Source organism: Limnohabitans sp. MMS-10A-192 (assembly GCF_003063335.1).
In the GTDB taxonomy this organism is placed as follows: Bacteria; Pseudomonadota; Gammaproteobacteria; order Burkholderiales; family Burkholderiaceae_C; genus Limnohabitans_A.
On the sequence record NZ_NERX01000001.1, the window covers coordinates 974071 to 993900 of the forward strand.

Sequence of the window (19830 nt, forward strand, 5' to 3'; positions counted from 1 at the left end):
GCTTATCCGGCAAAACTTGCCGGCTCCTTATCGTTGCGTCCCAGCAAGGTGTCCCAGTCGGCGCTGTTCATGTAGTCGCGCCAACGGCGGTAGAACTGCCGTGGGTTCTCTTCACTGACCTGCAGGCTCACATTGCCAGGCACAGGGCCGTTGGTCTGAACCTTGCCTAGCGACTGTTGGTAGTTGTAGGGGTATCGTTTGGCAATCACGCCGCGGCTTCCTGCCGTGGCGTAGTTCCAGTTTTCCATGTCATCCTGCTCGGTCATACCTGCAGGGCCGGAGTAGCGCATGTAGTAGGTGCGCAGAAAGTCTTTCACTTCTTGCGGTGCGTCGGCGTCCACCAGGAAGAAGCGCCAGGCTTCTGTCGATTCTGGGCCGTGCGGGTGCCACACGCACAGGTTGCGCGGCTGGTTGCCATGGAATGAGACATTGGGGTAGATGGTGCCCACAAAGGGGACAAGCCGATTGCGTTCGGCGCCGAGACGGTTTTTACGCTCTTCATGACAATGGCGAAAGTAGCCCGCCACGATGGGGTTGTTTTTGTAGGTGTCGAGAAACTCCCAAGTTTCAGGCATCAAAGCGCTGTGCACGCCATGTCCGGCGGGAAAATTAGCCCAGACGTGCTGAGCCTTCTCAAGCTCATTGTCACGCCGGCCCTTTTCACCGGCCTCGGCGCTTGGGCCAATGCCGATCAGGTCCACCGAGCGGTGGCTGACGTTATGGTAAGTGTCGCCGAGGAAGTTTTCTGCCGCAAACTTCCAGTTGCAGGGGATCACCCACTTGTGTACACCAAACAGCACCTCGGAGCCGCCTTCACGTCCGTCGCGGCAGTCCAATGCCAAGTCAAGGTGGGCCTTAGCGTCGCCCAGGTAGGTCATGAAATCAGGGGCGTTAGGATCCCAGCTGGCCCATACTGTGCCCTTGTAGACTTCCATCTTTGGCACCTCAATCAGCGACCATTCGTCCTTGTCAAGGCAACCCTCGTACAGGTTCTTGAACTGAGGTACCCCGAACAACTTGCCATCTGTGGTGTAACTCCAGCTGTGGTACGGGCAGGTAAACAGCTGCGTGTTGCCGTGGTCGTACTGGCAGACCTTCATGCCACGGTGGCGGCACGAGTTGAGGAAGACGTGAACCTTCTTCTTTTTGTCGCGCGCCAGAATCACTGATTCAGCGCCCATGCGCGAGCTGAAGAAGTCGCCGGGGTTGGGGATCTGACTTTCATGGCCCACAAAAAGCCAAGCGCGAGTGAAGACCTTCTCCAACTCTTCTTGGTAAATCTCACGGTCGGAAAAAATTTCGCGCCCGATCTTTCCTTCGCGCAGGTTGATCAAAGCGTTGTAGCGGGAATCGGTAGTGATGGGGATCATGGTTCTTTCTTCTTCGGAAAATCAGGTGAAGCGCTCGCACAGGACATCAGCCCGCTTGAGGCCAGCAGACTCTGCAGCCTTACGCCCTGCTTCAACCATTGGGGGTGGACCGCAAAGGTAGACACGGGTGGCAGAGTCCAGGTCCAATGAGTGAATCAAGTCTGTTGCGTAACCCGTATGGCAACCGGTCTCTGCGCCTTGTTCAATGGCCACCTCGATAGCAAGACCGGTAATTTTTGCTCGCAGTTCAGAGAGTTCTTTCATTGCGAGCAGATGCCCCGGAGTCCGCGCTCCAATGAGCAAGGTGGTGCGTTGTTTCGGCGGTTGAGACGCCATGGCGCGCAGCATGGAGAGAAACGGCGCGATGCCGGTTCCACCAGCGACAAAGAGCCTGGGGCGATCTTCGTCGCGCAGGAAAAAGCTACCGTGCGGTGTGCTCAACTCGAGAAGATCCCCGGCCCTCGCAGCGCCAAGCCATTGCGAGAACTCACCGCCCGGAACCAGGCGGATAAAAAATTCAAGTCGATTGACGCCAGGTACATTGGCCATTGAATACGAACGAGAGATTTTTGAACCCACAGGTCGAATGCGCACGTATTGCCCCGGTTCGAAGATCACGTCATCAGACACCTGCAATTCAAGGCGCATGATTTCGGTGGCGACTTGTTCTACTGCGGTAACGGTAGCGGGCAGGGGTGGAGGTTCCTCGCTCATGGCCTCCGAGGAGTCATACGGGAACTCCATAGCGCATGCCGCCGTCACGCGGCAAACGCAAGGCAGCACTGCGCCTCCAGCCCGGTCGGCATCCGTCAGCACGGCGCTGTCGAAGTCTTCCAGGTCGACTGATCCGGAAACAAGCTGTGCAGTGCAGGTACCACACTTGCCATTGGCGCAATCTGTCAACAGAGTGAGCCCTGCCCCGGTCGCAGCTTCAATGAGCATTGTCCCGATCGGTACGGTCAGGCGTTGCGAGACCCCGTCGGCAAACAGCAGCGTTACAGGAACAGTGGATGGCAGCATCATTTAAAGATTGTCCGATTGGTGGACTATGTATCCATTATATGGACTTAATTTGATGGTTGTCAAGTTGTCCGGATGGTGGACAATGCGCGCAATACTTTTGAAGGAGTTCGAATGGCAGCGGCGGAGAAAAATGACAATGTGCGGGCCGTCGGGCGCGCCCTAGAGATCTTGTTGGCCTTTAGTGAAGATGCGCCAGAGTTGTCGGCCAGCGAACTGCTCAAACGGGTCGATCTTTCCCGGCCCACGATGTACCGCTTGATTTACACCCTTGAAGAGCATGGCTTTTTGGTTTCCTGTGGCGAGCCGCAGCGCTTCCGGCTGGGTCCAGCCGTTGCTCGACTAGCGCATGTCTGGAAGGGCACGCTGGACCTGAAGTCTGTGGCCGCGCCAATGATGAAACGACTTTGGGATGAGACCCAGGAGACAGTGGCGCTGTTTGTTGTGCAAGGCAACAAACGCCTGTGTTTGGCCGAGATGCCGAGTCCTCAGCCTCTCAATTTCAAGCGAGGGGTTGGCTACACTGAGCGAATCGTTTTGGGCGCAACGGGGCGTGCCATCCTGGCTTTCGCGAATCCAACGCCTGACGAACTTCGCGCCTTCCTGAAGGACACCGACGTCGATTTCGAAAAGCTTCAGGCTGAATTGGCAATGACCCGTGCGCGAGGCTATTCCACCAGCCAAAGTGAGCTGATTTCGGGAGCGGTTGCGGTGGCTGTCCCATTTTTCGACAGCTCAGGTCAGGTGGCAGGCTCGATTGGTGTTTTTGGACCAGAAGTGCGCCTGAATGCAGCACGGCTCAAAGAAACTGCGGCACTGTTGGTTACGGAGTCCGTTAAATTGTCCGAAGGCTTGGGATTTGCAAGCCTTACTAGTCCGTAGCAGTTAGATCATTTGTCCGACAGGCGGACCTTGTGTACGATAAATTTGACTTGAATCAAAAAATGTCCATAAAATGGACTTCTTATCCGCCTTTTGGACAAATGGCGGATCGAATGGATTCAGTCAAATTTTGGAGACATCTGACATGTATAACTTCTTCTGTGGGGCCACACGGCGTCTAACTCATTCGATTGCTGCTTGTATTGCCATTGCTTGCGGGTCCTTCGGTTTCTTATCGTCTGCCCAGGCTCAAACCTACCCTGACCGCCCCGTTCGCATCGTGGTCGGGTTTGCCCCCGGAGGCACCAATGACATACTGGCCCGGCTGTTTGCTGTGAAGCTTCAGGAAAAGCTCAAGCAAAGCTTCGTGGTCGAGAACAAGGCGGGAGCGAACTCCTCTATTGGCAATGACGCTGTAGCCAAGGCTAAAGCTGACGGCTACACGCTGCTGGTGTCTTCCAGTGGCGGCCTCACCACCAACCCGGTGCTCATGAAGAACCTACCGTACGACCCGGTGAAAGATTTCGAACCGATTGCGTTACTCGGTTCATTTCCACTGGTCGTGACGGTGCCGGTCACGCTGCCGGTGAAGAACTTTGCTGATCTGGTCCAGTATTCCAAAACGTCGAAAGATGGCAAGCTGGACCATGGAACACCCACGACCTCGTTTGTACTGGTTGCCGAAACGCTGACGGCCATTGCGGGAGTGAAGTTCAACCATATTCCCTATAAGGGCTCCGGCCCAGTTGTGGCGGGATTGCTCGGCGGCGAAATTCAGGTGGGCGTGCTCGATAGCCCGGCCGTCATCACCCAGGTCAAGGCCGGCAAACTCAAGGCACTGGCTGTGACCACAGCAAAACGCTCGGACGCACTTCCCGACGTTCCCACCATCGCGGAATCCGGATTTGCCGGATACGACGCGCCCATCTGGACTGCGCTGATGGCTCCAAAAGGCACTCCGGAACCTGTATTGACCAGGTTGCGACTCACTGTCGCTGAGATCCTTAAGGAAAAGGAGACCATCGAGAAAATGCAGGTGCTGGGCCTGGACCCCGGTGACACTGACGCATCAGCATTGACAAAGCGCATTGCGGCTGACATCTCCCGTTGGTCCGCCGTGGCCAAAGCCGCCAATATCAAACCCGAATAAGAACGTTGAAACACCATGCATAGATTGATTTCTCACATCTTCGTTACAGTTGCGGCACTTGTGTTGGCCAGTGCAGCTTCGGCGCAGTCGTACCCCGCCAAGCCAATCACACTCATCGTTCCTTTCGCCCCCGGCGCGTCGGCTGATGGCATAGCGCGAATCGTCGGGCGGGAACTGGCACAGCTTCTGGGGCAACCCGTGGTGGTTGAAAACAAGGCCGGTGCGGGTGGGGCACTGGGCCTAATGGCCGTTGCTAAGTCGGCTGCAGACGGTTACACGATAGGGTTGGGGGCCACCGGCGCCATTGCAGTCAACCCGCATCTGCCTGATGCACCACCCTTGCAGCCCCAACAAGACCTGATGCCGCTGGCAAAGCTGGCGGACATTCCGTTGGTATTTGTGACTTCCAGTAGCAGCGGCTACGGCAACTTGCAGGCATTCCTCAAGGCTGCACGCAATACCCCGGGTGGTCTGTCTTACGGGACTGCTGGCCAGTACACATCACAGCACCTTTCGGGCGAACTGCTGTCCAACCTGGCTGGTGTGCCCCTGGTTCCTATCCCCTATCGGGGCAGTGGGCCTGCCGTGACCGATTTACTTGGTGGCATGGTGCCTGCCGCCATGGTGGACCTGACCTCTGTTTACCCTCATGTGAAGGCCGGCAAGCTGGTGGCCCTGGGTCTCACCAGCGCTAAGCGCAGCAAGGTCGCGCCTGAACTGCCGACACTGGCAGAAGAAGGAATTGCTGGCTACGCCGCACCAGCCTGGATGGGGCTGTTCTTACCAGCCAAAACGCCAGTGGAGGTCCGCAACAGGTTATCGGGCGCGCTTCAAAAGGTCATGGCGAACCCGACCGTTCAAAGCCAAATACAGGGCCTAGCTGCCGAGCCAGCCTATCTAGAGCCGCAGGCCTTCGGGGAATTTATTGCATCCGAGACCAAGAAGTGGGGCTCTGTGATCGCGCGGATACAACAGGTCACTAAGTGAGTTGATGTTCCCCAATCCTGTATCCGTGAATTTCTATGGATCTCGCTAGGGCAACGCGCTGACACATGAGCTACTAAATTTAAAAGACGGGGTCTCCTCGTTTTCAGTGCAATAAGTGACGGTACGCAAAGCTAGCACTGGCGCGGGGGTGGTCTGGGTAGACCGTTGATTTCATTGACTTTCCTGTTCGCTTTGTAAACGGGTATGGTGGCCTCCCACTTTTGAGGTTCACGATGCAGGGTTGGCACACAACGTTTTTGGGGATGCGTGGGCTCCCCCGCGATATCAGCGACTTCGAGATGAAGGCATTTTTCACCTTCGATGGTGCCGAGCGCGACGCAATCAATGCACGCCGAGGTGATTCCCACAAGCTTGGTCTGGCGCTCCATATTGGTTTCCTGCGCATGAGTGGGCGTTTGCTCGGTGCCTTTCGGGTAATTCCAGTAGCCTTGTGGCGCCACCTTGGCAACGAGCTTGGCATTGCAGCACCAGAAGTCGCCTCGCTGAGAGCCATGTATGAACGCGGGCGCACGCTATTCGATCACCAACAAGTAGCCTGCACGGTCCTTGGATTCCAGTGGATGAGCGAGCACCAGCGCCGCTCACTGGTACGTGAACTGCGCGACGAAGTGGCGCGCTGCGCCGACCGCGATCAGCTACTCGTGCGGGCGCGTCAATGGCTGTACAAGAACAAGCTGGTGATCGTGCACGAGCGGGCAATTCGGACACTGATTGCGGCGGCACTTGCCCAGCTTGAAGTTGAAACAGGCACCGCCATCGCCGCCAGCGTTGATCCAGCAACACTTGATCGCTGGCGAGCCTCAGTTTCAGAGCTGCGCCCAGATGGACAAACCCAGCAGAGTTGGCTATGGGCTGCACCGGCGAAACACTCAACCCGCCAAATCAGCGAGGTACTGGAGCGCATCGACCTGCTTTACACGCTGGACGTTCATAAGCACCTGGCAGACATCCCCGATCTCATCTTGCGCCGCTACGCGCGCCGACTTGTCTCCAGGCCGCCCTCAGCCGGAGCCAAGATCAAAGAGCCAGCGCGCACCGTGGAGGTCGCATGCTTTCTTCGGTATTGCCTGTTCACCACCACAGACCAGTTGATCCTTATGGTGCAGCGCCGGATCGCCGATCTGTGGCGTCAGGCTGCCGCCGATGTCCCCGCTACCGTCAATTGGGCCGCAATGTACAAAACGCTGCTCGGCGAACTTGTTGCCTTGAGCGCGCAAGGTGCGGTGCCAGATGCTGAGTTGCGTGCCCGTCTTGAAGCCTTGATCACCGAAACCCAGAAACGCAAACCACCGAGCAGGGCCTCCCTGGTCCGCGAGGGATTGATTGATGGAATTCGCCCCGTGCGGTCGTTGCTCGTCGCCATTGCAAAGCTGCCCTGGCAGGCCACCGGCGAGCATCCTGCCATCGAGTACCTTGCCAAGCTGCAAGCTTTATATCTCAAAGGATCCAGAAAGCTGCCAGTTGAAGTGGTGGCACCAAGTCTGGGAATGATCTGGCAGGTTTCGATCTCCAGCCCAGACCGGGAACGGGCGTTTCAGGCGTTGGAGGTGGCCACCCTGTTTGCCCTGCGCCGCGCGGTGCGCAATGGCTCGGTCTGGATTGAGCACAGCCTGAGCTTTCGGGGTCGTGCGCGCTTGTTCTTCACGGACGAGCGTTGGCAGGCAGAGTCCAAGAAACACTATGCCCGTCTATCGTTACCCAGCAAGGCTGCCACTTTCTTGAAGCCTTTGCTGGCCAGAGTAACTGCCGGTGTCGATGCGGTGGCCGCTGCAGCCCGCAGTGGCGTACTGCGCGTGGATGATGAACTCCATTTGTCGCCATTGCCCGCAGAGGACGAAGACCCAGAAGTGACCAAGCTGCGCGCGGCTTTGGATCACCGCATCGGTGAGGTTCAATTGCCGGAAGTGATTCTGGCCGTTGACGCCCAGGTGCGCTTTAGCTGGATCATGCTCGGACGTGAGCCGCGCTCTACCGACGAGCTGCTGATGGTCTATGCCGGCATCATGGCCCACGGCACCAGTCTGACTGCGGTCGAATGCGCGCGCATGATTCCGCAATTGTCTGCCACCAGCATTCGCCAGGCCATGCGCTGGGCGCGGGACGAACGGCGTCTGAGCCAGGCCTGCCAGGCTGTGCTGGAATTCATGCAGCGACACCCGATTGCCGCCACCTGGGGGCGGTCCGATTTGGCATCTTCTGACATGATGAGCATGGAGACCACCAAACGGGTGTGGCAAGCCCGGCTTGATCCTCGGCGCAACACACCTTCCATTGGAATCTACTCCCATGTAAAAGACCGGTGGGGCATCTTCCATGCGCAGCCCTTTGTGCTCAATGAGCGCCAGGCGGGCGTGGCCATTGAAGGTGTCATCCGCCAAGAAAAGCTGGAGACCAGCCAGCTTGCTGTGGATACCCATGGCTACACCGACTTTGCCATGTCACATGCCCGTTTGCTTGGTTTTGATCTTTGCCCGCGGTTGAAGGAACTCAAACAGCGCCACCTCTTTGTGCCACGCGGCACCAAAGTGCCCGCAGAAATCGCTGCGGTGTGCGAAGCCAATGTCGACGTCGCTTTGATCGAAAAGCATTGGGATAGTCTGGTGCACCTGGCAGCCTCGGTCATGAGCGGACATGCCAGTGCGGTGGCAGCTCTTGCGCGGTTCGGTTCTGCCGCCCAGGGCGATCCAATCTATGAGGCTGGCGTGCAATTGGGGCGGTTGCTGCGTACGGCGTTTTTGGCTGACTACTTTGTCAAGGACGCTTTCAGGAACGAGTTGCGCCGGGTGCTCAATCGGGGCGAGGCTGTTAACGCCCTCAAGCGCGCCATTTATACCGGCCGGATCAGCCCGGCGCAGGCCAAACGTGTCGATGAAATGCAGGCTGTGGCCGATGCGTTGAGCCTGATGGCCAACATCGTGATGGCGTGGAATACCTCACAGATGCAGGCGGTCCTGGATCGCTGGTCGAACCGCCGCCAGGTCATTCCACCGGAACTGATCGGGAAGATTGCGCCCACCAGGCTGGAGAGCATCAACTTGCGGGGTGTGTTTCGGTTCCCGGTGGATCGTTATGCCGATCAAATCCTGCCTTCGCGGCCAAATGCATCGATAACTGGCACCAATGGATGAAACCGACCACGGTTTGACGCCACGAATCGCAGATTTGAAAGTGAACAGGAAAGTCAATGAAATCAACGATCTACCAACACCACCTCCGCGCCAGTGCTAGCTTTTCGTACCGTCACTTATTGCACTGAAAACGAGGAGACCCCGAATCACTCAACACCCTCTTCACCTTGACGCCGACTGCCCCGTCAAGGGGCCGATCGAACCGTACTTCGATGCGTTCAGGCAGTACCTGGCGCAGCATGGCTATGCCGCGCATACCTCAGCCAGCTACCTGGTTGACGTTGCGCACTTCGCGCGATGGGCGCGTACCAAACGGCTGCGTTTGAACAGTGTCAACGAGACATCCGTCGCCGAATTTCTTGACGAGCACTTGCCGAACTGCCAATGCGCTGCACCGGGCCATCATGACCGGTCGGATCACCGCGCCGCACTTGGCCACCTGCTGGAGGTGTTGCGGTCTCTGGACGCTATTGCACCGACGCCGCTCAGTGCGACGGCGGTGGATGAGGAGCTACGCCGTTACGACGAGTACATGGAACATGCGCGGGGCCTGGTGCCAAAGACCCGCAGCATGGCGCTTCGCATCATTGGGCGACTGCTGACGGAATGCTTTGGCAGTGACGCCATCAACATTGGCACCATAACGCCAGAGCAGGTCCGGCAGTTTTTTGCCCAAGAGGCGCTCAGATACAGCAAGCCCTCCAGCCTGGCCTCGGTCGTGGCTTCGCTGCGCGGGTATTTCCGGTACCACGTCTCGCTCGGGGACCACGTACATGGCGGTCTGACCAGCGCTATGGCCTACCCGGCCAATTGGAAGCAGTCCGCCTTACCCAAGACGTTGACCACCGAAGAAGTCACACAGTTGGTCAACGCACTGGGGCGGCCCGGCCCATCCATGCGACGTGCTGATGCCATCGTGCGCTGCGCGCTCGATCTTGGCCTTCGCAGCGGCGAGATTGCCCACCTCAGCCTAGACGATATTGACTGGCGCGCAAGCACCTTGACGCTGCGTCATACCAAAGGTGCCCGCGAAGACTTGCTGCCGCTGCCGGCCACCACCGGGGAGGCCATCGCTGCGTACCTCAAGCAGGAGCGCCCCCGCACCACCAATCGTGCCATCTTCATGCGCATCATGGCGCCTCTCGACCAACCCGTTGGCCCCGATCTTGTGCGCAAGACCATCCGCCAAGCTTATGCCAGAGCAGGGCTGCCCTACACCCGGTCGCATTTGCTGCGTCACACCATGGCCAACCGATTGCTTGCAGGGGGCTCATCACTCTAGGAAGTGGCCGATGTGCTGCGCCACAGATCATTGAACACCACGATGATCTATGCCAAGTTGGACAGTCGCAATCTCGCTGCGGTGGCACTGCCGTGGCCAGGGAGCGCAGCATGAGTGCCCGCACTTGCCTGCAATCGCGCGTCGAACTCTATCTTGCTGAACGCGCCCGCTTGGGGTATGACGCGGACAACGATGCATGGGCCCTGCATAGCTTTGCACGCCATGTCCAGGCTGTCGGCCACCGTGGACCATTGACGGCGGAGGTGATGGCTGAGTGGGCACGATGCGACAGTCAGCACAGCACAGACCCCCACACATGGGCACGAAGGCTCAAGAAGTTGCGCGTGTTCATGCGATGGCTCCAGCAGTTTGAGCCACGCACCGAGGTGCCTGACAACACCATCTTTGGAAGTCTTCCCGAGCGCCAAACCCCACACATCTTTAGCGAGCAGGAAGTCGTAGATTTGCTGGCTGCAGCACGTCGACTCGGTCCAGCGCCCGGACTTCGGGGCATCGTCTATGAGACCTTGTTTGGCTTGCTTGCATCCACCGGTTTGCGTATCGGCGAGGCATTGGCGCTGCGCAACAGGGATGTCGATCTCAAGGTGGGGATGCTGAGCATTCACCAAGCCAAGTTCGGCAAGTCACGCCAAGTTCCGATGCATCCGAGCACCTTGGATGCCTTGCGCCGATATCGCTGGATGCGCGACCTGAGCGCTCAGCCATCTGAACCAGATGGTGCATTCTTCATCGGCACACGCGGTCGGCGTCGGGGTCTGCCACTGGGGGATCGCCAGGTGCACCGCATCTTCGGCGAACTGCGCAAACAACTGGGCTGGCATAACCGCGGAACACACCAGACCACCCGCATCCATGACCTGAGACATACCTTTATCGTCCGACGCATCGTGCAGTGGCAAGCACAGGGCGTGGATATTGACCAAGCCATGCTGTCGTTGTCCACGTATGTCGGACACGCGAAGGTGAGCAATACCTACTGGTATATGTCGGCAGTGCCACAGATGATGGAACTGGCCGCTGATCGCTTCGAGTCATTTACATCGAAAGCGCAGGTGCATGATGAGTAAGACCACCGTACCCAAGCCACCGTCATTCTCCTCCTTGGTCCAACAGTTCTTCACCGAGTATTTGGTTACACAACGCGCCGTCAGTGCGCGCACGGTAGCCTGTTACCGCGACGCAATGATGCTGTTCCTGGACTTCGCCAGCCGCAAGTTGGGCAAGCTGCCCACGGCTATGAGCCTCGCAGACATCCAACCGGGGCTGATTCTGGCCTTTTTGGACCACCTAGAGAAGGACCGGCATAACGCTGTACGCAGCCGCAACCTGCGGTTGACTGCACTGCGCGCGTTCCTGAAGTTTGCGGCCCGGCGCGATGTGGCCTCGCTCAATGATGTCGAGCGGGCGTTGGCTGTGCCGATGAAGCGCTTCGAGAGGCCGATGCTGGGGTTCCTCACACGAGCGGAAATGATGGCGATACTCGGGCAACCGGGACAGACTTGGTCTTCTCAGCGAGACCACTTGCTGCTGGCCCTGCTCTACAACACGGGCGCCCGTGTCTCCGAGATCATTAACGTGCGCGTCATCGACGTCGTCCTCGAAGGCGGTGCGTGCGTGCATCTGCACGGCAAAGGGCGAAAGCTGCGATCAATACCCCTGTGGAAATCGACCGTTGTAGAGATACGTGCGTGGCTACGGCTCAATCCGTCGCTACGAGGAGAAGCCGCTCTCGTGCCCAACCGCGACTGGCAGGCAATGACCAGGTCCAACGTCGCACAACGTTTGGCGGTGGCGGTAACTCGCGCAGGCCAGGGGCAACCCAACCTTCTCAAGAAACGCATCTCACCCCATACCCTGAGGCACACCTGCGCAATGCACATGCTCCAGTCAGGCGTTCCATTCAACGTGATCGCTCTCTGGCTGGGTCACGAAAAATTGACAACCACCCACCGCTACGTTGAGGCTGACCTTGCAATGAAAGAGCGGGCCCTTGCGAGGCTGGAGGAACCCAATACCAAGATGAGCCGATACAAAGCTCCCGACTCGCTTATGCAATTCCTTCAGACACTGTAACTATGCGCAGATTTCGCTGGCCCCGCAGTCTCACCGACAGAGGGGCCAGTGTCATTCACAAAACAACATCTGCGCATAGTTGTCACCTGAGCATAGAGGCTGTTATGTAGATCTCTACATAACAGCCTATTCCGGTTGTTCGATGGATGTCAGCATTGCAGCGATAGCGGACAGCCGAACTGAGTTGCTTGGGTCATGGTGCCCGGTAAAAGCCGTCAATGACTCACTGAGCATTGCGGAGACATGAACAACCGGTATCGAAGGAGCTGCAGTCGTCCTGCTTGGCTGTCTAGCCGACCGCAATTGACTTTTTGTAGCGAGCGCCTAAATTGGCGATTACACCTGTTTGGTGGTGCAAGGGAATCAAATGGGTATCAGATGCCGGTCAATTTGTCGTGCTCACGACAAATACTGAACCAACCACAAGGAAATTCCCGGGAACACGAGAAGCAAGATGGTTCTGATCGTGTCACTGATCAAGAAAGGCATCACACCTTTGTAGCTTTCAGAGATGGGGACATCTTTGGCCATGCTATTGACGACATAGACATTCAGCCCAACGGGAGGTGCCAGCATGCCAAATCCGACAGTCATCAAGACCATGATGCCGAACCAAATGGCCACCGACTCTTTGGGCATGCCAAAGTCCAGGCCCATGACCATGGGAAAGAAGATGGGGATGGTCAACAAGATCATGGACAGCTCGTCCATCACAGCCCCAAGCACCACGTACAAGATCAAGATACTGGAGACGATCAACAAAGGCGGCCATCCCAGACCCGATACATAAGCGCCCAATTGGGCGGGCACCTGCGTCATCGCCAGTGCGGCATTCATGACGTCAGCGCCCAGAAAGATCAAAAAAATCATCGCAGAGGTTTCAGCTGTCGCCCGGAAACACATTCTGACTTTGTGGGCAGTGAGCTCGCGTTTGAGCAGTGCCGCCACAAAAGTCGATGCTGCACCCACCGCTGCACCCTCTGTTGGCGTGAACCACCCACCGTAAATACCACCAAATACAAGTATGAACACCACGGCAATAGGCACGATGCCCATCATCGCTTGGAGGTTCATGGGGGGTGTTTCATTTTTTTCGGGGGCATGCCCGGGTACGGTGCGCACATACACGGCGATGGCCACCATGTATCCCAGCATCGCGATGATGCCTGGCAGCATCGCAGCGGCAAACAACTTGGCAATATTTTGCTCTGCCAAAATCGCGTAAATGACCAATGGCACCGAAGGGGGGATCAGGATGCCCAGCGTGCCGCCCGCGGCCAAAACGCCCGTGGACAAACGGCCCGAATAGCCATGTCTTTTCATTTCAGGCAATGCCACTGAAGTGATGGTGGCAGCAGTCGCCACGGACGAGCCACATATGGCACCGAATGCGGCACTGGCCAGCACGGCAGCCATCGCCAAGCCACCTCGAAAACGCGCCATCACCGCACTGGCAAATTCAAACAAGGACTTTGAAATACCACCTTGGGTCGCGAAATTTCCCATCAAAATGAACAAGGGAATCACAGACAGGTCGTAGCTGGCAAATCGGGCAAATGTTTGGGTGTTCAGAAAATTACTCAAAGCAGGCCAACCGGACTGGTAAAGAAATCCCACTGCGCCCGCGATGAACATGGAGATGGCGATGGGCGTTCTGAGCGCCATGAAAAACAGCATGATGCCGAAAATCACCAAAGCCAGCGTGATCCCGTTCATTCGGCAACCTCGGTCCAGCCCCAAATTGCCTGAGCGAATGCAATCAGTGAAGTCAAGCCCAAGGCCGGCACCATCACCGCATAAACAACCCATTCAGGAAAATTCAAAAGCATCGTGGCCGAGCCAGAGCGGTAGGCACTCCACCCCCCCACCGCGACCCGCCACATCAACATCGCAAAAACACAGGCCAACAAAAATGCCCCCAGTCGATCCAGTCGTGCGTTGACGCGCTGGGTCATCTTGGCGGTGAAAAAATCAACAATGATGTTTCCACGCCTCACTTGGCACCAAGGTAAAAACAATGCAATGGCCGCGCCTGCCACCACACTGGTCAGCTCAAAATCACCCACCAAAGTGACGCCCACCGTGTTTCGACCAATGAGACTGAAACAGGTCATCAAGGTGATCACGGTCAGCAAAACACCCGCCAATGTGGCGCAAAAATCCGCGAGATGGGTCAAAATTTTCATTGTTTTACCTTGGCACTGGCTGCCATGAAAAGCTTGGCCGACTCCATCGATGTCACCGTATTCACTCGGGGCGGCAATTGACAGCATTGGTGATCAGCGTCAGAAATAACTGCCGGTCAAGACTTAGGCCGATGCTTCTGAATCAAAGCCTTTGCGGCATCCAACAACTTTTTGCCATCAAAGCCCTTTGAATTCATGTCCTTGACCCAATCATCGGTCACTGGGGCTGACATCCGAATGAACTCATCTGTTTGTGCCTTGCCCACGACATGAACGGTGTGGCCGTTGTCAATCACGCGCTTGCGAACAATCGGATCGTAATCGGAGATACCACGGCCAAAATAGGCTGACAACTCCAAGCCTGAATTGCGGTTGATGACCGCCTGCAGGTCCGCGGGAAGCTTCTGGTAAGCCTCATTGTTCATGATCAAGAACTGAATGTTGTTGTTAAACCCAGGAGCGCCTTTGGCAAACTCGGTGTGAAACGTGGTCAATTCATCCAATTTGGCAGATGGTGCTGTATCCCAAGGAATGATGGCGCCTTCAATGACACCTTTGGACAAGGCATCTGCAATTTGAGGCAGTGGCATGCCCACCGGGATAGCGCCCAATGAACTGAGCATTTGAGTTGATTTTCTGGAAGGACCCCGCACTTTCATGCCTTTGAGGTCCGCCACCGATTTGACGACAGCCTTCTTGGTGTGCAGGATATTCAGTCCATTGGTATGGAAAGCCAAATAACGCACGTCCTTCAATTCATCGGGTGCATGGGTTGTCATGAACTCCCAAGCGGCACGTGATGCACCTTCACCGTCATAGGTGAAAAAAGGCAATTCAAAAACCTCGGATCTTGGGAAGCGGCCGGGTGAATAACCTGCCAATGTCCAAGCAATGTCAACCACCCCATCGCGAACCTGCTCTAGCAATTGTGTGGGTGCACCGCCCAGTTGCATGGAGGTATAACTCTCGAACTTGATGCGGCCACCCGATTCGGTCTCCACTTTTTTCATCCAGGGCGTGATGACGCGCATCCAGATATTCGAACTCGCAGGCACAAAGGTCTGGAACTTGAGGGTAAACGACTGTTGGGCGTTGCTGTTCACGAACGGCGCGCTGAGGGCAACTGCTGCGGCCGTTTTGATCATCTGTCTGCGTTGAATCATGGTGTTTTCCTTTTGAAAATGTTCGAAATAGAGATACGGAGGAGATCAGGAACTGAAGCTGAATTCAAACCCGGTGTAGCCGTCAGCTTCTACTTTTTCGATGAATCTTCGATAAACCGGGACCCCTGACACAAAGGCCAGAAAAACCCTTGGCTTGCCTTCAATATTGGCCCCCATGTACCAAGAGTTGGCGCGTGGATACAGTGTTTTGTTGGCTTCGTCGGCACAAAATTGGACCCAACTTTCTTCCGCTTGGGTGGTGGGTTGAAACTGACGGATCCCCTTGCTGCGGACTTGCTCCAGAAAGCGCATAATCCAGTCGACATGCGTTTCTATGGAGTGAACGACATTGCTCAAAACGGATGGGCTGCCAGGACCGGTGATGGTGAACATGTTGGGAAACCCAGCGATACCCAAGCCGATATAGGCCACAGGGCCATCCTTCCACTTGTCGCGCAAAGAAAGTCCGCCTTCACCGCGAATGTCGATCGCCGTGAGTGCCCCAGTCAAAGCATCAAAACCAGTGGCAAAGACAATGATGTCGAATTCATAATCTCGTGCACTGGTGCGCAAGCCATTTTCAGTGGCTTCGACCAGCGGCTGGGTTTTGAGATCCACCAAATCGACGTTGTCGCGGTTGAAGGTTTCGTAGTAGTGAGAATCGACTGACAAGCGCTTCCCACCAAATGGGAGATCGTCGTTCGGGCACAAAATTTCGGCCTTCAAGGGGTCCTGAACGATTTGACGAATCTTGCCTTTGACAAAATCCGCCACCATCTTGTTGGTCTCTGGATTGCTCATCTGGTCGGCAAAATTACGCAACATCCTAAAGCCGCCACCAGCCCCTTTCCAGCGGTACTCCAGCTCTGCGCTTTGTTCTTCAGGCGTCATCTCCGCGGCTGTTTTTGTATTGGCATTCAAGAACTGGCCTGTGACTGCCTCGCGTCCCATCGCACGTCGTTCCGGATAACGGCTCTTGGCTGCCTTGAGTGCTTTCTCTGTGAAGGCCACGTTGTGGGCTGGAACGCTGAAGTTCGCTGTACGCTGAAAAACCGTCAATTGACTGGCCTCTTGCGCGATCACGGGCACCATCTGTACGCCACTTGAACCCGTGCCAATCAAAGCCACCCTTTTACCCTTGAAATCAACGCCTTCCTTTGGCCATTGCGCACTGTGGTACCACTGACCTTTGAAACGATCCAGTGCTCTCAAGTCAGGTTGCTGAGGTACGGACAAGGCGCCAGTGGCCATCACCAGATAAGTTGCATTGAAAGACTGATCGTTTCCGGCGCGAATGTTCCAACTGGCGCTTTGCGCATCAAAAAAAGCCGAATGAACGCGCGTGTTAAGTTCTATGTCCGGTCGGAGATTGAAACGATCGGCCACATGGTTGATGTAGCGAAGGATCTCTTCTTGCGGGGCATACCGCTCAGACCAGTTCCACTCCTGCTCAAGCTCTGGGCTGAACGAATAGGAGTAATCCAGGCTTTCAACATCGCACCTTGCACCGGGGTAACGATTCCAGAACCACGTTCCGCCCACGCCGTCGCCTGCTTCGAGAACGCGGGCGCGCAATCCCTTTTTTCGGGCTTGGTACAGCTGGTACAAGCCGGCAAATCCGGCCCCGACGATCACCATATCTAGTTTCTGAACTTCCATGGGGCTCTCAGTTTCCTTCATCTTGTGTCTCACTATAACGATCGCATGTTGTTTCCTCAACCTAAATTCATGGGTACATTCCCTAGGTTGAGATAACAACCTAATAAACTCTAATCGCTGGATCGAATGCCATAAGGGTCAGGGCCTATGAGACCGAAAATGTTTGAAGATCGTCACATCGTGATCACTGGGGGTGCAGGGGGCATTGCAACGGCTTGTGCGCGATTGTTCCTGTCTGAAGGCGCCACCGTTCATCTGATCGACGTGAACAAAAAACGACTGCTCAGTGAAGTCAAGAACCTGGCTGCAGGTTCCCGATTGAGCTTCGCTGTCTCTGACCTTTCCAGCCTTGCCAAATGCGATTCGGCCCTGCACGAGGGGCATCGTTTGCCCTACGCACTGGTGCACATGGCGGGCCTGTTTGAAGAAGATCACCTTGAAGGCAGCGATGCAGGAGTTTGGCAACGCGCCATCGCTGCTAATCTCACAAGCGCCTATGACATGGGCATCGCTTTTCAAGCTTGGCATGATGCGCGTTTTGCTGCACGCATCGTGCTTTGCACTTCGCGTGCATTTCAACGCGGCACCCCTGGCAGGGCTGCTTATGCCGCTGCCAAAGGCGGGATCGTGGGTTTGGTTCGGTCCTTCTCGCGGGACTTTGCGCCAGGCATTTTGGTCAATGCCGTTTCGCCTGGCCTCATCGAAACCCCCATGACCCAAGAATTAATCTGCAGGCTCGGTCCTCAGCGACTGGCCGAAATACCGCTGGGGCGTTACGGTCAAGCCATAGATGTGGCCGAGGTTGTGGGCTTCCTGTGCAGTCACTCATCGTCTTACGTGACTGGACAAGTCATCACGGTGGACGGGGGTGTGATCAATGGTTAAATACGCACCGAATTTATGGCAGTTAGCCACTCCGTTCGTATCTAAAAAACAATGAGCCTCTTCATTTTCAGCGCGCTATGAAACTCGATCTTCAGAGCTACTTCCCCGGCCTGCTTTTGTGGCTTTCCAACAAAGTCTCCAGCAGCGCTTCCAGCCTGTACCGTGAAAAGTTCCAAATCGCCGTCACCGACTGGCGAATGCTGTCTTACTTCATGATTTACCCTTGGTCCACAGCGTCCAAAGCGGCAGAACTCATGGGATTGGACAAGGCATCTGTCAGTCGTTCCATCGGCATGCTGATGGCCAAGGGGTGGCTCAAAAGCCGCCCCCTCGGATTGCGCAAAATTGAATACAAGGTCACACCGTCGGGCGCAAAACTTCACAACGCGGTCTTCAAATTAGCCATTGCCAGAGAAAAAGCGCTTTTTGAGGGGTTTTCCGTGGACGAGCGGCAGTTGCTGATTGCCATGATGCACCGCATGCTCAATAATTTGAAAGCCGTGGAAAAAGTGGGGCGCGACCCAGCGCAGCAATGATGACCTAGTCCTGTGCCTGTTTGCATCGGCCCCAGCGAGATCGATGTCGGTGAAGAAAATTGGCAAAGTATTCCAGCCAACGTCGAAGCTTTTAGCTCCAGGACTGGTATCCAGTTCAATGTTGTTTCTAAAGGCCAACTTGATCCGGGCAAAGAATATTTTGTGGCTCTGGTGGATAGGTGGCTTAAAGGCTGAGCCCTTGCTGCGCGGCATCCGCTGGCATTCTTTCCGCTGGCCAAGCCCGCAAAAAATCCCCACTCGCACCCGCACCGGCCTGCAGCCACTCGTCGCAGCGATCGGGCGGCAAGATCACCACCGAGCTTTTTTCATTCTGCGGTTTGTGTGTCACCGTCGACCACAATTTGAACAACTGTTGGAGTAATGCCGATCGTGCGGTGACCAGACCGTTCATTGGGAACGCGCTGGTCAAACTGCAATCAGCTTTCCTAGTCAAATCATCATCTGCATCAATACTATGCCTGTCGTAACCGCGAATACGGTTCAAAAAAGCACTATGTTTTCTGCCAAGAAGCCAAATAAAGTGACTTGAGTGACAGCTTTTGCTTTTTTCTTTGAGTGATTCGGATTCGACGAGTGACGGCAGCCAGCCTGCAGTCGCCTTAGCCATCCCGGCCGACCGGAGTGCAGCGTGCGAGAGATCCGTAAATATTGGGAAAAATCCACCTCTTCGGCTTTGTTTTGTTCTGAATACGTGGGAAAAAAATATCGAATTTCGTGGGAATGGATTGGCGCTCAACATAGATGACTGCACTCAAGCCAAATCTGCGGACTGAGATACAATGTATCTCAGTCCATCAACTCAGGAGGCAATCATGGCCGCTACCACCACAATGGTTCACGTTCGAGTGGACGAAAAGATCAAAGCCCAAGCTGCTGAAACGCTTAGCTCTATGGGGCTGACGGTTTCGGACGCTGTACGCGTGTTCCTGACCCGTATCGTTGCAGACAAAGAACTTCCATTCGCGCTTAAAGCTCCGAATGAGACCAGCCGTGAGGCTATTGCTGAGGGCGATCAAATTGTTCAGAGCCGTCGGGCTCGTTTTGCAACTGCTGACGCGCTGTTGAATGACCTCGAAAAAACCAACCGCAAGTAAGCGGGCAAGCCTACCTCGGGCTTCAGACTACACCCGAGAATTTCAGAAGGATTGGCAGCGCCTGTCCCATTCTGGTAGGTACAACATGAATAGGCTGAAAGAGGCCATGTTGCTTCTGGTTGCGAACGGTGGACCTTTACCCGCTGAGTGGTTGGACCATCCCTTAACGGGCGATTGGCTGGGCCATCGTGAATGCCATGTAGGTGGCGATTTCCTGCTGATCTACAGACTTGATGATTCAGGTAGGGCTGGCTTGGTGGTGTTCGTGCGTAGCGGGACACACTCCGAGCTTTTTTCGTAAATTATGATGAGGCGTAAGTCCTTGATTTTGCTTGATTTTTCGGATTTTCAG

At 55.8% G+C, this 19830-nt stretch carries 19 protein-coding genes; 12 read left to right on the forward strand and 7 right to left on the reverse strand.

Going from position 1 to position 19830, the window contains the following annotated elements; all coding sequences use genetic code 11:
- Positions 1-2: 2 nt before the first annotated feature.
- A complete protein-coding gene (locus B9Z43_RS04765; protein ID WP_108322933.1) occupies positions 3-1370 on the reverse strand; it encodes an aromatic ring-hydroxylating dioxygenase subunit alpha in 1368 nt (455 codons plus the stop codon).
- 21 nt (positions 1371-1391) lie between these two features.
- Positions 1392-2393, reverse strand: coding sequence for a 2Fe-2S iron-sulfur cluster binding domain-containing protein (locus tag B9Z43_RS04770; protein ID WP_233250171.1), 1002 nt, complete (start codon positions 2391-2393; stop codon positions 1392-1394).
- Positions 2394-2504: 111 nt separating this feature from the next.
- Here B9Z43_RS04770 and B9Z43_RS04775 point away from each other — a divergent pair, with 111 nt between their 5' ends.
- The 7 genes from B9Z43_RS04775 (at position 2505) to B9Z43_RS04805 (ending at position 11934) form a co-directional block, all read left to right on the forward strand.
- Entirely contained in the window at positions 2505-3272 is a 768-nt protein-coding gene (locus B9Z43_RS04775; RefSeq protein ID WP_108322936.1) for an IclR family transcriptional regulator, read from the forward strand.
- Between the two features lie 145 nt (positions 3273-3417).
- Entirely contained in the window at positions 3418-4422 is a 1005-nt protein-coding gene (locus B9Z43_RS04780; protein WP_108323302.1) for a tripartite tricarboxylate transporter substrate binding protein, read from the forward strand.
- Positions 4423-4437: 15 nt separating this feature from the next.
- Positions 4438-5409, forward strand: coding sequence for a tripartite tricarboxylate transporter substrate binding protein (locus B9Z43_RS04785; RefSeq protein ID WP_108322939.1), 972 nt, complete (start codon positions 4438-4440; stop codon positions 5407-5409).
- 233 nt (positions 5410-5642) lie between these two features.
- Complete coding sequence (locus B9Z43_RS04790) at positions 5643-8558, forward strand: Tn3-like element IS1071 family transposase (protein WP_003049965.1); 2916 nt, start codon at positions 5643-5645, stop codon at positions 8556-8558.
- 196 nt (positions 8559-8754) lie between these two features.
- Complete coding sequence (locus B9Z43_RS04795; RefSeq protein WP_255417084.1) at positions 8755-9840, forward strand: tyrosine-type recombinase/integrase; 1086 nt, start codon at positions 8755-8757, stop codon at positions 9838-9840.
- Positions 9841-9950: 110 nt separating this feature from the next.
- Positions 9951-10928, forward strand: a complete 978-nt coding sequence (locus B9Z43_RS04800; RefSeq protein WP_108323306.1) for a tyrosine-type recombinase/integrase — start codon at positions 9951-9953, stop codon at positions 10926-10928.
- Positions 10921-11934, forward strand: a complete 1014-nt coding sequence (locus B9Z43_RS04805; protein ID WP_108323304.1) for a tyrosine-type recombinase/integrase — start codon at positions 10921-10923, stop codon at positions 11932-11934. The genes B9Z43_RS04800 and B9Z43_RS04805 overlap by 8 nt, the downstream gene beginning before the upstream one ends.
- Before the next feature lie 399 nt (positions 11935-12333).
- Here the strand turns inward: B9Z43_RS04805 and B9Z43_RS04810 are convergent, their stop codons facing one another.
- From B9Z43_RS04810 to B9Z43_RS04825, 4 genes are read right to left on the reverse strand one after another with little or no spacing between them, the layout of a single operon-like run.
- A complete protein-coding gene (locus B9Z43_RS04810; RefSeq protein WP_108322943.1) occupies positions 12334-13650 on the reverse strand; it encodes a TRAP transporter large permease in 1317 nt (438 codons plus the stop codon).
- On the reverse strand, positions 13647-14207 hold the full coding sequence (locus B9Z43_RS04815) for a TRAP transporter small permease (protein ID WP_233250174.1): 561 nt from the start codon (positions 14205-14207) through the stop codon (positions 13647-13649). Before B9Z43_RS04815 ends, B9Z43_RS04810 begins: the two co-directional genes overlap by 4 nt.
- A 29-nt stretch (positions 14208-14236) precedes the next feature.
- Complete coding sequence (locus tag B9Z43_RS04820) at positions 14237-15283, reverse strand: TRAP transporter substrate-binding protein (protein WP_108322945.1); 1047 nt, start codon at positions 15281-15283, stop codon at positions 14237-14239.
- A gap of 45 nt (positions 15284-15328) precedes the next feature.
- The gene (locus tag B9Z43_RS04825) at positions 15329-16942 is read right to left on the reverse strand and encodes an NAD(P)/FAD-dependent oxidoreductase (protein WP_108322947.1); all 1614 of its coding nucleotides are present in this window, start codon (positions 16940-16942) and stop codon (positions 15329-15331) included.
- A gap of 159 nt (positions 16943-17101) precedes the next feature.
- On the opposite strand from B9Z43_RS04825, the gene B9Z43_RS04830 reads away from it, so the two are divergent.
- The 3 genes from B9Z43_RS04830 (at position 17102) to B9Z43_RS17015 (ending at position 18558) form a co-directional block, all read left to right on the forward strand.
- On the forward strand, positions 17102-17827 hold the full coding sequence (locus B9Z43_RS04830) for an SDR family NAD(P)-dependent oxidoreductase (protein WP_158270069.1): 726 nt from the start codon (positions 17102-17104) through the stop codon (positions 17825-17827).
- A gap of 77 nt (positions 17828-17904) precedes the next feature.
- Positions 17905-18363 (forward strand): MarR family winged helix-turn-helix transcriptional regulator, encoded by a 459-nt coding sequence (locus tag B9Z43_RS04835; protein ID WP_108322953.1) that lies wholly within the window; start codon positions 17905-17907, stop codon positions 18361-18363.
- A 12-nt stretch (positions 18364-18375) separates the two neighbouring features.
- Entirely contained in the window at positions 18376-18558 is a 183-nt protein-coding gene (locus tag B9Z43_RS17015) for a hypothetical protein (protein WP_146183962.1), read from the forward strand.
- Here the strand turns inward: B9Z43_RS17015 and B9Z43_RS17345 are convergent.
- Positions 18548-19123 (reverse strand): hypothetical protein, encoded by a 576-nt coding sequence (locus tag B9Z43_RS17345; protein ID WP_233250172.1) that lies wholly within the window; start codon positions 19121-19123, stop codon positions 18548-18550. The genes B9Z43_RS17015 and B9Z43_RS17345 overlap by 11 nt on opposite strands.
- A 73-nt stretch (positions 19124-19196) precedes the next feature.
- Between B9Z43_RS17345 and B9Z43_RS04845 the strand changes: the two genes are divergently transcribed.
- Complete coding sequence (locus B9Z43_RS04845) at positions 19197-19478, forward strand: type II toxin-antitoxin system RelB/DinJ family antitoxin (protein ID WP_108323310.1); 282 nt, start codon at positions 19197-19199, stop codon at positions 19476-19478.
- Positions 19450-19779, forward strand: a complete 330-nt coding sequence (locus B9Z43_RS04850; RefSeq protein WP_108322961.1) for a type II toxin-antitoxin system YafQ family toxin — start codon at positions 19450-19452, stop codon at positions 19777-19779. The genes B9Z43_RS04845 and B9Z43_RS04850 overlap by 29 nt, the downstream gene beginning before the upstream one ends.
- Positions 19780-19830: the final 51 nt, after the last annotated feature.

Bases quoted from the DNA above. Each gene is read 5' to 3' on its own strand.
- B9Z43_RS04765 (WP_108322933.1), bottom strand. From the start codon at position 1,370: ATGATCCCCATCACTACCGATTCCCGCTACAACGCTTTGATCAACCTG.
- B9Z43_RS04770 (WP_233250171.1), bottom strand. From the start codon at position 2,393: ATGATGCTGCCATCCACTGTTCCTGTAACGCTGCTGTTTGCCGACGGG.
- B9Z43_RS04775 (WP_108322936.1), top strand. From the start codon at position 2,505: ATGGCAGCGGCGGAGAAAAATGACAATGTGCGGGCCGTCGGGCGCGCC.
- B9Z43_RS04780 (WP_108323302.1), top strand. From the start codon at position 3,418: ATGTATAACTTCTTCTGTGGGGCCACACGGCGTCTAACTCATTCGATT.
- B9Z43_RS04785 (WP_108322939.1), top strand. From the start codon at position 4,438: ATGCATAGATTGATTTCTCACATCTTCGTTACAGTTGCGGCACTTGTG.
- B9Z43_RS04790 (WP_003049965.1), top strand. From the start codon at position 5,643: ATGCAGGGTTGGCACACAACGTTTTTGGGGATGCGTGGGCTCCCCCGC.
- B9Z43_RS04800 (WP_108323306.1), top strand. From the start codon at position 9,951: ATGAGTGCCCGCACTTGCCTGCAATCGCGCGTCGAACTCTATCTTGCT.
- B9Z43_RS04805 (WP_108323304.1), top strand. From the start codon at position 10,921: ATGAGTAAGACCACCGTACCCAAGCCACCGTCATTCTCCTCCTTGGTC.
- B9Z43_RS04810 (WP_108322943.1), bottom strand. From the start codon at position 13,650: ATGAACGGGATCACGCTGGCTTTGGTGATTTTCGGCATCATGCTGTTT.
- B9Z43_RS04815 (WP_233250174.1), bottom strand. From the start codon at position 14,207: ATGCTGTCAATTGCCGCCCCGAGTGAATACGGTGACATCGATGGAGTC.
- B9Z43_RS04820 (WP_108322945.1), bottom strand. From the start codon at position 15,283: ATGATTCAACGCAGACAGATGATCAAAACGGCCGCAGCAGTTGCCCTC.
- B9Z43_RS04825 (WP_108322947.1), bottom strand. From the start codon at position 16,942: ATGGAAGTTCAGAAACTAGATATGGTGATCGTCGGGGCCGGATTTGCC.
- B9Z43_RS04830 (WP_158270069.1), top strand. From the start codon at position 17,102: ATGTTTGAAGATCGTCACATCGTGATCACTGGGGGTGCAGGGGGCATT.
- B9Z43_RS04835 (WP_108322953.1), top strand. From the start codon at position 17,905: ATGAAACTCGATCTTCAGAGCTACTTCCCCGGCCTGCTTTTGTGGCTT.
- B9Z43_RS17345 (WP_233250172.1), bottom strand. From the start codon at position 19,123: ATGTTGAGCGCCAATCCATTCCCACGAAATTCGATATTTTTTTCCCAC.
- B9Z43_RS04845 (WP_108323310.1), top strand. From the start codon at position 19,197: ATGGCCGCTACCACCACAATGGTTCACGTTCGAGTGGACGAAAAGATC.
- B9Z43_RS04850 (WP_108322961.1), top strand. From the start codon at position 19,450: ATGACCTCGAAAAAACCAACCGCAAGTAAGCGGGCAAGCCTACCTCGG.